Below are 13,969 nucleotides of genomic sequence, written 5' to 3'. Positions count from 1 at the left end.
AAGTTAATCCCTTTAATATCACCTTTATTGCAGGAAAATCGTCAACCTATGATACCTCACAACCTAAGCAACTATGTATTGGCATAGCTTTTGGGTCAATTGTATATAATCATGAATATTCAGATTTTCGCCCCTTATTCTATGATCAATATTCAACTCTTCTAGCACATCTTTTATCAAATGAATTGATATCTTAAGATGTGGTGATTCAGCAAGAGCATTTACGATTGTCTTTCTTCTTCCCCAAAATGCTGCCCTTACTACTTTATGAAATATATCTATCTCATCCTGGGTGAGGTCACAATCATCCTTAAGGGCTAAATGAACAAATGATGATGCGACATCCGGCTTTGGGAAAAAAGAGCTTTTGTCAATATGAAAGAGTAACTTAGCCTTATAATAAAGACCTATCGCAACCGTGAATGCGCCATAGTCCTTTGATCCAGGTTGTGAAACAAGCCTTTCTGCCATCTCTCTTTGCAGCATTATATATACATCCCTTATCCTATACTCCTGTGCTATCTTTAACAGGATCTCAGAAGCGCAGTAATAGGGGAGATTGGAGATGGTCTTGCTAAAAGGCTCATCCAAAGAGAGCTTTAAGAAATCAGCGTGTATGATTGTTAATCCTACTCTCTCCTTGAATCTCTCCCTAAGAAATCTTACTATTCCTGAATCGACCTCTATTATTGTTATAGAATCGACCCTTATTATGAGCTCTTCCGTTAAGGCCCCTAAACCAGCACCAATTTCTAATACATTATCACAATTATCAATATCGCTAACAGTAATTATTCTGTCTATTATATCCTTGTTGCATATGAAGTGCTGCCCTAATCTCTTATTTGGATGAAGATTGTGCAACTTAGATATATTGATGATATCTTTTGTATTCATCAACAATTATTGGGAATATAAAGGTGAGTATAAAAATGGCCACAATTATCAACATTTATAAACATCGCATCAGTTTGTTCAAACTGCTTTATCCCAATTACATTTATCTTTGGTTTGCTATTCCTATTATAATTGGAGATAATGGTACAGTTATTTCAATAATTCCTGCTGGTATCCTTTAGGATGATATTATTTTATAATAAAATGGTCAGGCACAGGAAATTGTGAGCACAAGAGTAAGACCTCCTTCCCAACCCTTTCTATTACTGATTCATTATCTATATTCTCGGCTACTGTATTGATAAATTTTGCAATAAGTTCCATCTCCGCTTCCTTCATTCCTCGAGTTGTAACTGCTGGTGTTCCGATACGCAATCCGCTGGGATTGAATGGCGGAGCAGGATCCCCTGGTATTGTATTGTAATTCGTAACGATTCTGGCTCTATCCAATGCCTTTGCAAGTTTCCTGCCCGGTATCCCCTTGTTCCGTAAATCAATTAGGATTAAATGCGTATCTGTCCCACCTGTGACAAGATTAAAGCCGTATTCAGTCAATTTCTCAGCAATTGTTTTGGCATTTTTTACAACCTGTTTCGCATATTCAATAAACTCTGGTGTATCAGCTTCAGCAAGGGCAACTGCTATAGCTGTAAGTGTGTGCATATGTGGACCGCCCTGCAACCCAGGGAAAACGGCTTTATCAATGATATCAGCATACTCAGATTTACAGAGCAACATGCCACCTCGAGGACCTCTTAGGGTCTTGTGAGTTGTGGTTGATACTACATCAGAGTAGGGCACAGGTGTCTTATGGATGCCTGCTACCACAAGACCAGATATATGCGCAATATCGCTGATATGATAGGCTCCAACGCTCTTTGCAATCTGATCAAATATATCAAAGTCTATCTCACGTGGATATGCTGTTGCGCCGGAAATTATAAGCTTTGGTTTATGCTTTTTTGCCTCATCCTCAATCATATTATAATCTAATCTGCCATTGTCGTCTCTAACTTTATATGATACAGAATTATATACCCTACTTGTTATACTCACCTTCCATCCATGGGTAAGATGACCGCCATAGGGGAGAGCCAGCCCCATGATTGTATCTCCCGGTTCGATTAGTGCATGATACGCAGCGAGGTTTGCTACTGAACCGGAATATGATTGTACATTAGCATGTTCTGCCTTGAATATCTTCTTTCCCCTCTCTATCGCCAGCATCTCAATAAGGTCTGTCACCTGTTGACCCTCATAATATCGTCTGCTAGGGTAGCCCTCAGAATATTTATTTGTTAGGCAGCTTCCAGTTGCAATCATAACCGCCTTTGAGACATAGTTTTCAGAAGGTATAAGTCTTAGAGAACCGCTTTGGCGTGATTCCTCCTGCCTAATGAGTTCATAAATTTGCGGATCATACTGTTCTAGCGCAGATATCATAATTCATTTACTCCCCAAAAAAAATCAATTAACAGCTAATCTTCCTAATTTATTGATAGTTATATCGACTTTGCTTATGCATCGTAAATGCATATAATCGAAAGTTTATTAAAATCCTTTACACAAAAACGCTGGTCACGATAATATATCAACATTTATTTGTAAACTTTAATATTTTGATGCTAACTAATATAGAATTAACCTAATTCTCATTAGTCTTTTTAAAGACTATAGGTTAAGTTGGAATGTACTTTCCAATTTGAAATCCACTATTGGTTGTATTTTCAAGAATAGGGGAATGAACAGTTGTAAGGGTATAGTATAGTCTTATATGAAATGCAGGTATCATCCAGAAGAGGATGCTGTTGCAGTATGTCAGAAGTTCGGGCATGGTTATTGTCGGAAATGCTGTGATAAAAGTGATAAGGGAACAGCCTGCATATGCCCAGATCCAAATGTACACTGCAAGTATCGATCGGAGTGTTTAGTCAACTATCTATCTAAAAACCATGATTAATAAACTTCAGAATTTATTCACAACGGAAGTATCAAGCGATCTCTCATCTATTTTTACGCCTTTACTTAGTATATTACTATTAAACATTGATTATATCAAATCGATCACCCTCTATAACCCTGTACCCATTGATAAAGGAGGAGCCATCCATAACCCTTTTTGCCTCAGGCTGTAATTGTAAGATCTCCACATAGCCATCTCCGGTTCTTGTAAAAAGCCTCTTCTTATAAATCTTCAAAAATCCAAGCCCTATATTGCAATCAATCCCCTCATCAATTAGCCTTGTCTTCCAGATCTTAATACTCTTTCCTCTAAAGTTTGTCCATGCAATTGGTTTTGGATTTAGCCCCCTTACTAGATTGTGAATCTCCATTGAGGTTCTCCCCCAGTTTATTTGAGCTATTTCTCTATCTATCTTCATACAATAGGTGGCTTCATCCTCTTTCTGTCTGATAGGAGTTGATATACCAGATGCCAGTAACCCAATAACTTCCCTGATAAGTTCCACACCTATAGGAAGAGACTGGTTGAATAGATCCCCAGCTGTCATATCCTTATCTATTGGAATCTTTTTCTGGATAAGAATATCCCCGGCATCCAATCGCTCATTCATTAATTGAATAGTAATTCCGGTTTCAGTATCGCCATTTAATATAGCCCATTGAATAGGTGCAGCACCTCTATATTTTGGAAGCAGGGAGGGATGAAGATTTATTGTATTTAAATGTGGGATAGTATAAATTTCTTTTGGTAACAACCTGCCATATGCAACAACCACATATACATCAGCTTCATGCCTCTTGATTTTATCAACAAAGCTTCCTTCAATAAGATTTATGGGTTGGAATATGGGTATGCCCTTATCGAGAGCAATCCCTTTGACAGGATTATTTACTATTCTTCGTTTTCTCCCTGATGGCTTATCCTCTGCTGTTACCACAAAGGCGATTTCGCTAAAGTCAATAAGCTTACTAAGGCAATAAGCAGCAATATCCGGAGTGCCAAAAAAACCAATTCTCATGATGCATGATTTAGTTTCTTTATTTTTTTCAATTGAGATGTTAGCTCTTTTCTCAAATAATCCTCAAGATGATCAGTAAAGAAGATTCCATTAAGATGATCTATCTCATGTTGAAGCACTCGTGCAAGTAGACCATCAGCATCAATCTGAACCTCCTTCTCATCTAAAGTAAGTCCCTTTACCGAAATCTTTGAAGGCCTATAAATCTCTTTCCGTATTCCAGGAATTGAGAGACACCCTTCTTCATAAGGCTCAATCTCTTCAGAATTCCCAATTATTATTGGATTAATCAATGCCAAGGATGGGCCATTATACATTTGAAGATTTAGAGTTATTATCTTTTTTGAAACATCTACCTGTGGCGCAGCAAGACCGATGCCGCTTCCAGCATACATTATATTATACATTGAGTCGATCAGATCAGATATTTTCTGATCAATATTAACAACCTCCTCAGCCACCTGTCTCAGTGTTCTATTGCCATAATAAACGAGTTTATATGTCATTTCAACTCCCTCTTATTGGAGAATTTTATATATAATAAAGCAATCAATATCTATCTTAATCGCAACCTAAAATAATTTCTTATTAATATATCTTTATAAGATTAGCAGAGTATGTCAAGTTTTCTCTATGATTTCCCTTCAGAATTCGTCATTATCAGAAAAATGAAAAAATGCACTTAAATTATTTTTTTTCTTTGACTACTCAAAGCTTTATTCTTACCTTTTAGACAAGGAAAGTCTGGACGGTTTAATTATGTTTGTATATAATACTTAATTTGAATATATATATTGTAAGCCTGAATATTTATTCAGGCAGTGTTAAGATTAATAATATCAATAAAAAAATAAAATTTTATCTTAATTACCACTATAATTATTGATAGTGAAAATATATATAAGGGAATTGAGTACATCAAAAATTTAGATAAATAGTGGCATATTATTCGCATTTATACTAAAAACCCCAATATCCTGTCCCGATGAAAGGAGGGGAGTCTATGCAGGTTGATTTAGCATATTATAGTTTCTATTTTGTAATAATCCAATAGGCTATCCCAATACATAGGATTGGTTCAATACTGAGATTTATTCATTATTTTTCTGAACTGAATGAGTTACACATCCTTGCTTCAATGTAAATGATAATTGATGAATGATAGAGAGAATAAACTCTAATCAATCATTGATATATAGAAATAATTTTTATAAAAAGAATTTGGAGGCATTTATGAGAAAGTTTATTGTTTTATTGGGTGTTTTAGTCTTTTCCATTTTTTTCTCAATTGAGGGATTTGCAAACTTTGCTGATACTCATGGCATGTCAGCATCTGGGATTGCTAGGGGAAATGCAATGACTGCAATAGCTAGCGATTGGTCAGCTACCTATTACAACATTGCTGGTCTTGGCAAGACTAAAAGGAATTCAGTAGAGTCAAAGGATACAGGAGATAGCGCTTCTGAAGGAGATAAGAAATACGATTTAACAGGATTGCACGATCAGCTTGCAATCTCCTATTTTTACACAAATCCTGACTTTGAGATAGATATCCCTAGAGAGACGAGGATGGATGAGGATCTTGAGGCAGGAATTGTATGTATTGGTATTGCTTTTGATCTTAATAATATCTATAAAATGCCAGATTTCATATCTTCCTCAAGGTTTGGGCTTGCATTGGGCCTTATGGCAGATAAAAACATAGCAAAAATAAATGATATAGATATTAAAACGCATACCTTTCTTCGTTATGGACGTGAGTTGTCTGCTCCCGCAATTATAGCTGGACTTGGACTTGGATTTATGGATGATCTATTTGCTATTGGTTTTGGTGCTAATGTTTTGGTCGGCGGAGAAGGAGCAATAAAAATGGATTCCGTCACTATTGGTAACGAGGATGTGCCCTTAGCCTATCAAGTCAAGATAGATGTTGGGCCTGAAATAGCTCCTGTTTTGGGTCTCTATATGAATGTAGGAGAGTTGACATCCATATTGGAGGGACTCGAGTTTGGTCTAGCTTATAAAGGGGAAGTATATGTAGAAATTGATCCCCTCGATGCTGTCGCACAAACACAATTGCTTGATATTGAGCTTGAGTTAACGCTTGGTGTATGTGATTACTATACACCAGATATCTACTCCTTTGGTATTGCTTATACGCCACCCTTTATCTCAAAGCTTACGGTTTCAGCAGATTATGAATTTCAGAAATATTCTGATTACAAACTCTCTTCTACCAGGCATAGATATTGGGAGGAAGAACGTACTACTCCAGAGAATTATGTAAATTATGAATTACCTGACTTTCAAGATATCTTTGTTCCAAAACTTGGTGTTTCTTATGAATTCAACCAATGGCTGACCCTTCTTGGTGGTTATTATTATCAACCTGCTTTTGTTGAAGATGATGCCAATAATGGAATATTCAATTTTCTCGATAATGACAAGCGAGTTTTTTCTATAGGGAGTGAGTTTATAATACCAAAAATGGCTGGGATGGTGGTTCCGATTCAATTTAATATCGGTTTTCAATATCAGCAGCTTATTGATAGAGATGTACATAAGTTAAGGCTTGATAACTCCATTGCCCTTTCAGAATCTTCAGGACCGAGTAATTACTGGAACCTATTTAATCCCGATTATTCCTATGGAGGGAGTAATTATCTGGTAACGTGTGAGGTGATTATAAGAATGTAGATGAAAACAGATACTGATCTGAGATCATTTTATGAAATTTTGAGGGGCGGCCTTGATGGTAGCCCCCTTTTTTATTAATAGAATAGCTATAAACATTTCAAGTAATTCGCTCAAGTAGTTAGGGATAGATGAATATATTCATAATCCAAATCAATGATTTGACATTTTTTTCATCTTCATTAAGCCTTATTCCGATATTATATACATTAGAGAATCAAATAATGAGAGATGAACTATGTAATAGCATTCTTCTACATAGAGGTTGAGGATAGAGGCATAACAATCCTCAATGGTTCGAAAGATTCATACTATACATAATAGTGTGCTCTCCCATCATAATCTTAAATAAATTGAATAATCGAAACATGTAAAGCATAGAAATAATAGGAGGATATAATGGAGAAGGATAAAAAGGATGTTAAGATAGATATTAAAGTAGATGAATCAGTTGCAACAGGTATATTTTCAAATTTTGCCAATATTTCTCATTCCCCTGATGAATTTGTAATAGATTTTCTCTTTGTAAATCCCACCCCACCAGGTTTTGGGAAACTTGTCTCAAGACTAATACTTACACCAGGTCATGCTAAGAGAATATTACTCGCAATTACTGATAACATAAGGAAATATGAGGATAATTTTGGTGAAATAAAAGTATCAAATGTGCCTGAAAAAATTAGAAGAAACCTGCAATAAGAGCAGGAGAATATATGTAATAGGATTAACCTCCCTAAACACTAAGGTTGCCCTATTATAAACAAATGGAATAACCTATGATAATGCTACAATTGAATAGGAAATTCATCGGATTGTTGTGCATATTTGTAATGAATGTCCTCATATCTGAGATCAATTCCCAGAGCATAGATGAAAAACTATTCAATTCACATCAATTATCTCCTCTTGCATTCCTGAAATTCGATAATAACCTGTATGCTCTAAATACAAATAAAGCAGCAACAAATTATTTAGAACTTGAAAAGCTGTATATACATTGGAGTGAAGGCCTTTTCGGAAGCAGGAAGTATTATAGAAGATTGCTTATTGATTACCTGATTAATATTGTTGGGGAAGAAATATTAACTGATTATAACTACATTATTTCATCTCCTGAGGGTGTTCTGGAAAAGGAACTTCAATGCAGGTTATTCCATGGACGCTGGTTGAAGATTATTGGTGATATTGACGCAGATAATATAAGTAAAATTGCCGAACATGATACTGATATATTAAAAAAATGGTGGAGGACACGAAAACTAATTGCTGTAAATGGGACAATTAGAGATTTCAGATTGGACAGGGATAGTCGTGGCTATACAATAACCCTATACTTAGATAACATAAGATTAAAAGATGACAACATTAGAAAAAATAGTGGGCAATAGGCGAAAATTATTAGATATTGAGAAAAAAAGAATTCCCTATAATGAATTGAGAACTCAAGTAGATTATCTCCTTGAAGCTGGTAATTCTCCATTACCCTTTTTATCCGGAGCGAATGATAAAAAGCCCTTCTTGATTGCTGAGATTAAACGCGCTTCGCCTTCAAAGGGAATAATTAGAAGGAATTTTAATATTGATCATATAGCTAAAATTTATGATAAATCTCCTTTTGTAGATGCTATATCTATCTTAACAGAACCCGATTTTTTTTGGGGAAGTTATGAATATGTTGAAATTGTAAGCGATATAACTAATAAACCAATTTTAATGAAGGATTTTATCCTTGATACATATCAGATTTATAGAGGATATTTATTGGGTGCCTCAGCCATTCTGCTTATTTCTTCAATAATTGAAGATGATCAAATACAGGAATTCGTAAGGGTAGCAAAAGAATTAAATATGAATATCCTTTTTGAGACCCATACTGCTGATGAGTATAGAGGAGCACTAGATTACGAAATTGATATAATAGGAATAAATAACCGTGATTTAAAGAATTTTTCAACAGATATAAATAATACAATTAATATATTGGAAAAAGTGGGTAAGCCAGAAGGAAAAATGATCATATCAGAGAGTGGAATAGATGCAAGAGATGATATTAAACAATTATGGCAGAGTGGAGTGGATGGTTTCTTGATAGGTGAAAGATTTATGAAGAGTGATAATATTGAGGCGGCCATTACTTGCCTCTTGGATGAATAAATATGAGAAGACCATTAGTTAAAATTTGCGGTATTACAAATATTGATGATGCCATTTCCTGTTTAAATGCAGGCGCTGATATACTCGGTTTTATCTTTTATCCAAAGAGCCCCCGTTATGTTCTTCCCCAGATAGTAAAGAATATAGTGGAAGGTCTTAAGAGAGATTACGTTTTTTGTACTGTTGGAGTTTTTGTTAACCCTGAGAAGGACTTAGTAAATAGGATTATTGAGGTCACAGGAATTGAATATTTACAATTTCATGGAAATGAATCCCCATCTTTCATTCAGAAATTTTCAAAGAAGGTGATAAAGGCATTCAGGATTAAGGATAAATCAGATATTTCATACTGTTATGAATATAAAAACATTGATTATTTTCTGCTTGATTCCTATTCAAAGGAATCCCTTGGAGGAACGGGTCATACATTTGATTGGGATCTATTAGAAGCCTTTCAATATAAGGATAGGTTATTCCTCTCTGGAGGGATAAATAGCCTAAATGTTATTGAAGCTATAAAAAAGGTGAAGCCCTATGCAATAGATTTATCCAGTAGTATAGAAGTGAGTCCTGGGAAAAAAGACAAAAAAAAGATTGATTATTTTTTTTCTATATTAGATAATCTAACCTAAAAATAATATTTTTCATTATATAATTACACATCAATTATATAGATACAATTATAGAAATATATAATTTTTGTTTAAATTTTAAATATAATAATTCATTATATGTATATTCAACCAACACGGTTTAAAAATTTTACAATAACTAACTGCTAAAATATATATAAAATTTTTAAAATTCTTATCATAATCTTGATAAAATAATTAATATTCTATTTCTGCATAACATACTGTATCCTGTATCCGCCAATTGGATTACCTGAAGCAGGTTTAAGAGGATCTATACCAATTAGGATACAGAAACAATAAATTGAGAAAAGTAGTACTACATGTGACAAACCTCTATATAAATATAAAAATGAACATATTTTACCTTATTTCCCTCAACTAACGATTTGGAAAGCATTATATCAATAACAATATAATAGTAAAATGAGAATAAAGCTATATTATTATGGGAGGTCGCTGTGTGTGGAATAATCGGATATATTGGGGAGAGAAGCGGAATTGATATTATATTAAATGGATTGAAGAGATTGGAGTATAGGGGTTATGACTCAGCAGGTATTGCGCTTGTCAATGGAGTGATTTTTATTGGCAGGAAAGAGGGTAAGATATCTGATCTAGAGGCTGTTCTCAACCATAAAGAGCTTGAACAATTCCATACTGGCATTGGGCATACCAGGTGGGCTACACATGGAGCCCCATCCGATATAAATTCTCATCCACATACTGACTGTAATTCAGAAATTGCGATTGTTCATAATGGTATTATTGAAAACTATTCGATATTAAAGGAGATGCTTATCAAATATGGTCATAAAATCGTTAGTGATACTGATACAGAAATAATAGCGCATTTAATAGAATATTATTATTATAAGGAGAAATCACTTATTGATTCTGTTAAAAGAGCCCTTTCTAAGCTGGAGGGGACATATGGAATAGCTGTTGTCTCTAAAAAAGAGCCTGACAAGGTTATTGCCGCAAGGAAGGGAAGTCCCTTAATTTTAGGTGTGGGGAACGATGAAATGCTGGTTGCCTCTGATGCAAGCGCTATTATAGAGCATACCAGAAAGGTAATATACATTGATGATGGCGAATTGATTGAGATCAAGAAAGATGGTTTTAAAACCTATGACATCAACAATAACAGAGTTAGCAAAAAGATTAATGCTATAGATTGGGATATACAAGCAATAGAGAAACAAGGTTTTGAACATTTTATGTTAAAGGAAATCTTTGAACAAAAAGAAACAATAATGAATGCATATAGGGGACGAATTCTTCACGATTCAGGGGATGTTAGACTGGATGGGCTCCGGCTTTCAAAAAAAGAATTGAGTGGGATTGAGAGGATTATATTTATAGCCTGCGGCACGTCCTGGCATGCAGGGCTTATTGGAGAATATCTAATAGAGGAATATGCACAAATTCCAGTAGAAGTTGAATATGCCTCTGAGTTTAGATACAGGAGACCAATATTAAGGGATGGAGATTTGGTTATTGTCATAAGTCAGTCAGGAGAGACAGCTGATACCCTGGCTGCCTTAAGGGAAGCCAAGGCGAGAGGAGCAAAGGTTCTGGGAATTACTAATGTTGTGGGGAGCACAATTGCCAGAGAGTGTGATGGAGGTATCTATATTCATGCTGGGCCTGAGATTGGCGTTGCCTCAACAAAAGCCTTTACCTCACAAATTACTATTATAATACTGTTAACAATATATTTGGCAAGACAGAGGGGCATGACTGCTGAAGAGGGAAGGATGCACCTCGAGTGTCTCTGTAAAATTCCGGAATATGTCAGTCGTATTTTAGATAATAATGATGAGATAATAGAAATATCAAGAATATATAAGGATATTAAAAATTTCCTTTACCTAGGCAGAGGCATTCAATTCCCAATTGCTCTTGAAGGAGCGCTAAAATTAAAGGAGATATCATATATACATGCTGAGGGATATCCAGCTGCTGAGATGAAGCATGGACCGATTGCCTTAATTGATAGATTTATGCCAGTTGTTTTCATTGCACTAAGGGATGAGGTCTATCGAAAGGTCTTGGGAAATATGGAGGAAGTTAAGGCCAGGAATGGCAGGACCATAGCGATAGCTACTAAAGGGGATACTGAAATTTTAAAATGTTCAGATCATGTCATATATGTGCCTGAAGTTAATAAAATGGTTTCTCCCCTTCTAACTGTAATCCCACTTCAGCTTTTAGCATATCATATTGCTGTAATGAGAGGAGAGAATGTAGATCAACCCAGAAATCTTGCAAAGAGTGTTACGGTTGAATAGTGTTATTACAATATAGAAAGCCCATCCATTGAAATTCCCCTCTAAATTAGACTCCTTACCTAACTCATTCTTAGAATTTGTTATTATTTTTCTATTGCCTTGTTATTTGATAGGATTAAAGTATATTTCCATTCGGTCTATTAACTATACCAGCTTAATATATTACACGAAACCGAATTGTTATAAATCTAAAATTTTTATACCATCTTGTAGAAACAATATTCTTCTTCTCTTTATTTCTGTATCCCATCGCATCAAGCTAAAATGAATTCATGATATTATAACTTCTCATGCTAATTTGTTGACATTCAAAAGAGGATGAAGGCAACATATCAAAAAAAATGGATGAAGTATTTGATGAATTGGCAAAGGAATTTCAAAGGCGAATAATTGAGAAGTCACTTGAAGAACAACGGAAAGAAGTTGAGCAATAAAAACTGCTCTCGTTGCAGAGCAAAATTGATAAACAGGAACATATGTGAAAGATTCGTTCAAAATTTTCAGGTCGGATAAGAATTAGATGTACATATTATTTCTATATAAGGTGTAAGGAAGTCTGGATTCCTGTAGATAAAGAATTGGGATTAAGCCAGAGCCTTGTAAGCAAAAGGATGACGAAGGTAATTACATAGTTAACGGTATTTATGCTGTTTGAACACGTCAGAGATTTTCTATTGGATATGATATCATTGGATATAAGCGCGAATTTAAGGAGATGAAGCCTGGGTTAGTGCACACGGGAGACGATATTGTTCAGAAAACATCGAAAAAGGTAAAGAGAGAATAGAAATAAATAATAAACGTTTCACATGCCCTATAGGCGAGGGTGTGGAAAATTTCAAGAAGATGTTTTACGCTAGTGCTCTTAGCAAGGGGTATCAAAGAGCTAAGACTGCTGTTTTATAAAGGGATGAGGTTGTATGGATCAGCAAGAAAAAGGAGGAGCTATTGCCAAAAGCCAATTCACATTTTAGATTGGTATCATGAAGTTGATAATTTATGGAAGACGGCTTATCTTCTTTTCGGGGATCAAAATAAATTGCGTTGTGAGGTGTGGGTGAATCCCTACAAGGAAAAATTATGGGATGGGAAAGTCGATGATATTATAAAGCTTTTGGTAAAAGAGGCGCAGAATAGAAAAATAAATCAAATCCCGATAATGTAGCTTAGAACTTATTTTTATAGAAATAAAAATTCAACGCGCTATGCTGTATACCGCGAGAAAGGTTATTATATAGGCAACGGCGCTATAGAGAGTGCTAATAAATATATCGTTACAAGCCGGTTAAAACTGATGGGTATGCGCTGGACTCTACAGCATACGAACGCAATAGCATGGCTGCAATGTAAACATTTCGAAGACCGTTAGCATAATCTCTGGAATTCTATGAATTCAAATGACTATCTTAGGGAGCTTGGCAAGACTCATGCTTTAACGGCATGACTCTAAAACTTAATTTGCTACATCATCATATCTCTCATAACCACTTATATCATGCTTGACACAATTTGTCATAATTAGTACGCTAACAAACTATCAATAACAAGATAGTGTTATATTTATAGAGGAAAATAGAAATGAGTAAGGATCTTGATTTACAGAAAAGAGAGATAAAAGATGAAATTACAAAACTTAAGCATGAATTTAAGATAGAGTTGCCTAAAAAAATTGCTGAGGCAAGAGCTTATGGGGATTTAAAAGAGAATGCGGAATATCATGCTGCTAGAGAGAGGCAATCTTTCGTTCAAGGTAGAATAGCTCAACTTTCAAAACAGCTTAGCAATTTAAACAGTTTGAATGTCTCAGATATCTCAAAAGATAAAATTGCATATGGATCAAAGGTAAGGATTATAGACCAGGAAACAAACAATAGGATAGAGTTTGAACTCGTTTCATCAAATGATATAAATCCATCTCAGGGCAAAATATCATTATCCTCTCCAATTGGAGCAGCTCTCCAAGGTCGCACCGTTGGCGAAGAAGTTGATGTAACATTGCCAGTTGGTAAAAAGAAATATTATATCGAAAAACTTATAACCTTTCACAATGATGAATTTGAAGAAAAATATAAACAACCTTAAGGGAAATCCTAAAAAGGTTGATTCATAATATTAAAGTAGATTTGTTTAACTTAAAGGGAAAAATTCTATTTCATCAAAGTACTACAAGAGAAAACTAAATATTTATATATTATAATTGACAGTTTTGATTTTTCATTTAGAAATGTTTAATCAACATTTTCTGATATGAGATTATAGTTGATCAATTCTAATCATTAATTAGAAGGATATCTTACCATCAAACCTTAGAGGAAAT

The 13,969-nt window shown here is 34.8% G+C and carries 13 protein-coding genes; 9 read left to right on the top strand and 4 right to left on the bottom strand.

Annotation, left to right across the window (positions count from 1 at the left end; translation table 11 throughout):
• Positions 1–63 precede the first annotated feature (63 nt).
• Together rsmA and glyA are read right to left on the bottom strand one after the other, a co-directional pair.
• On the bottom strand, positions 64–897 hold the full coding sequence (gene rsmA / locus SVZ03_13570; GenBank protein ID MDY6935237.1) for a 16S rRNA (adenine(1518)-N(6)/adenine(1519)-N(6))-dimethyltransferase RsmA: 834 nt from the start codon (positions 895–897) through the stop codon (positions 64–66).
• Between the two features lie 189 nt (positions 898–1,086).
• Positions 1,087–2,340: a serine hydroxymethyltransferase gene (gene glyA / locus SVZ03_13565; protein ID MDY6935236.1), complete on the bottom strand. Its 1,254-nt coding sequence runs from the start codon at positions 2,338–2,340 to the stop codon at positions 1,087–1,089.
• 331 nt (positions 2,341–2,671) lie between these two features.
• On the opposite strand from glyA, the gene SVZ03_13560 reads away from it, so the two are divergent.
• On the top strand, positions 2,672–2,857 hold the full coding sequence (locus SVZ03_13560; protein MDY6935235.1) for a hypothetical protein: 186 nt from the start codon (positions 2,672–2,674) through the stop codon (positions 2,855–2,857).
• Positions 2,858–2,936: 79 nt separating this feature from the next.
• On the opposite strand, the gene fmt is transcribed toward SVZ03_13560, so the two are convergent.
• Both fmt and def read right to left on the bottom strand, forming a co-directional pair.
• Positions 2,937–3,878, bottom strand: coding sequence for a methionyl-tRNA formyltransferase (gene fmt / locus SVZ03_13555; GenBank protein ID MDY6935234.1), 942 nt, complete (start codon positions 3,876–3,878; stop codon positions 2,937–2,939).
• On the bottom strand, positions 3,875–4,384 hold the full coding sequence (def, locus tag SVZ03_13550; protein ID MDY6935233.1) for a peptide deformylase: 510 nt from the start codon (positions 4,382–4,384) through the stop codon (positions 3,875–3,877). Before def ends, fmt begins: the two co-directional genes overlap by 4 nt.
• Before the next feature lie 727 nt (positions 4,385–5,111).
• On the opposite strand from def, the gene SVZ03_13545 reads away from it, so the two are divergent.
• From SVZ03_13545 to greA, 8 genes are all read left to right on the top strand, one after another.
• Entirely contained in the window at positions 5,112–6,575 is a 1,464-nt protein-coding gene (locus SVZ03_13545) for a hypothetical protein (GenBank protein ID MDY6935232.1), read from the top strand.
• A gap of 396 nt (positions 6,576–6,971) precedes the next feature.
• Positions 6,972–7,271 carry a DUF3467 domain-containing protein gene (locus SVZ03_13540; protein ID MDY6935231.1) on the top strand — a complete coding sequence of 100 codons (300 nt, stop codon included), beginning with the start codon at positions 6,972–6,974 and terminating at the stop codon, positions 7,269–7,271.
• Between the two features lie 77 nt (positions 7,272–7,348).
• Positions 7,349–7,960, top strand: coding sequence for a hypothetical protein (locus SVZ03_13535; protein ID MDY6935230.1), 612 nt, complete (start codon positions 7,349–7,351; stop codon positions 7,958–7,960).
• Complete coding sequence (trpC, locus tag SVZ03_13530) at positions 7,929–8,726, top strand: indole-3-glycerol phosphate synthase TrpC (protein ID MDY6935229.1); 798 nt, start codon at positions 7,929–7,931, stop codon at positions 8,724–8,726. Before SVZ03_13535 ends, trpC begins: the two co-directional genes overlap by 32 nt.
• Before the next feature lie 2 nt (positions 8,727–8,728).
• Positions 8,729–9,358: a phosphoribosylanthranilate isomerase gene (locus tag SVZ03_13525; protein MDY6935228.1), complete on the top strand. Its 630-nt coding sequence runs from the start codon at positions 8,729–8,731 to the stop codon at positions 9,356–9,358.
• A gap of 461 nt (positions 9,359–9,819) precedes the next feature.
• Positions 9,820–11,652 carry a glutamine--fructose-6-phosphate transaminase (isomerizing) gene (glmS, locus tag SVZ03_13520; protein ID MDY6935227.1) on the top strand — a complete coding sequence of 611 codons (1,833 nt, stop codon included), beginning with the start codon at positions 9,820–9,822 and terminating at the stop codon, positions 11,650–11,652.
• Positions 11,653–12,478: 826 nt separating this feature from the next.
• Complete coding sequence (locus SVZ03_13515; GenBank protein MDY6935226.1) at positions 12,479–12,817, top strand: hypothetical protein; 339 nt, start codon at positions 12,479–12,481, stop codon at positions 12,815–12,817.
• 413 nt (positions 12,818–13,230) lie between these two features.
• Positions 13,231–13,734 carry a transcription elongation factor GreA gene (greA, locus tag SVZ03_13510; protein ID MDY6935225.1) on the top strand — a complete coding sequence of 168 codons (504 nt, stop codon included), beginning with the start codon at positions 13,231–13,233 and terminating at the stop codon, positions 13,732–13,734.
• The last annotated feature ends 235 nt before the right edge of the window (positions 13,735–13,969 follow it).

This window comes from Spirochaetota bacterium (genome assembly GCA_034190085.1).
Taxonomy (GTDB): Bacteria; Spirochaetota; UBA4802; order UBA4802; family JAFGDQ01; genus JAXHTS01.
This window is presented reverse-complemented; position numbering and strand designations above follow the sequence as displayed.

Bases quoted from the DNA above. Each gene is read 5' to 3' on its own strand.
- rsmA (MDY6935237.1), bottom strand. From the start codon at position 897: ATGAATACAAAAGATATCATCAATATATCTAAGTTGCACAATCTTCAT.
- glyA (MDY6935236.1), bottom strand. From the start codon at position 2,340: ATGATATCTGCGCTAGAACAGTATGATCCGCAAATTTATGAACTCATT.
- SVZ03_13560 (MDY6935235.1), top strand. From the start codon at position 2,672: ATGAAATGCAGGTATCATCCAGAAGAGGATGCTGTTGCAGTATGTCAG.
- fmt (MDY6935234.1), bottom strand. From the start codon at position 3,878: ATGAGAATTGGTTTTTTTGGCACTCCGGATATTGCTGCTTATTGCCTT.
- def (MDY6935233.1), bottom strand. From the start codon at position 4,384: ATGACATATAAACTCGTTTATTATGGCAATAGAACACTGAGACAGGTG.
- SVZ03_13545 (MDY6935232.1), top strand. From the start codon at position 5,112: ATGAGAAAGTTTATTGTTTTATTGGGTGTTTTAGTCTTTTCCATTTTT.
- SVZ03_13540 (MDY6935231.1), top strand. From the start codon at position 6,972: ATGGAGAAGGATAAAAAGGATGTTAAGATAGATATTAAAGTAGATGAA.
- SVZ03_13535 (MDY6935230.1), top strand. From the start codon at position 7,349: ATGATAATGCTACAATTGAATAGGAAATTCATCGGATTGTTGTGCATA.
- trpC (MDY6935229.1), top strand. From the start codon at position 7,929: ATGACAACATTAGAAAAAATAGTGGGCAATAGGCGAAAATTATTAGAT.
- SVZ03_13525 (MDY6935228.1), top strand. From the start codon at position 8,729: ATGAGAAGACCATTAGTTAAAATTTGCGGTATTACAAATATTGATGAT.
- greA (MDY6935225.1), top strand. From the start codon at position 13,231: ATGAGTAAGGATCTTGATTTACAGAAAAGAGAGATAAAAGATGAAATT.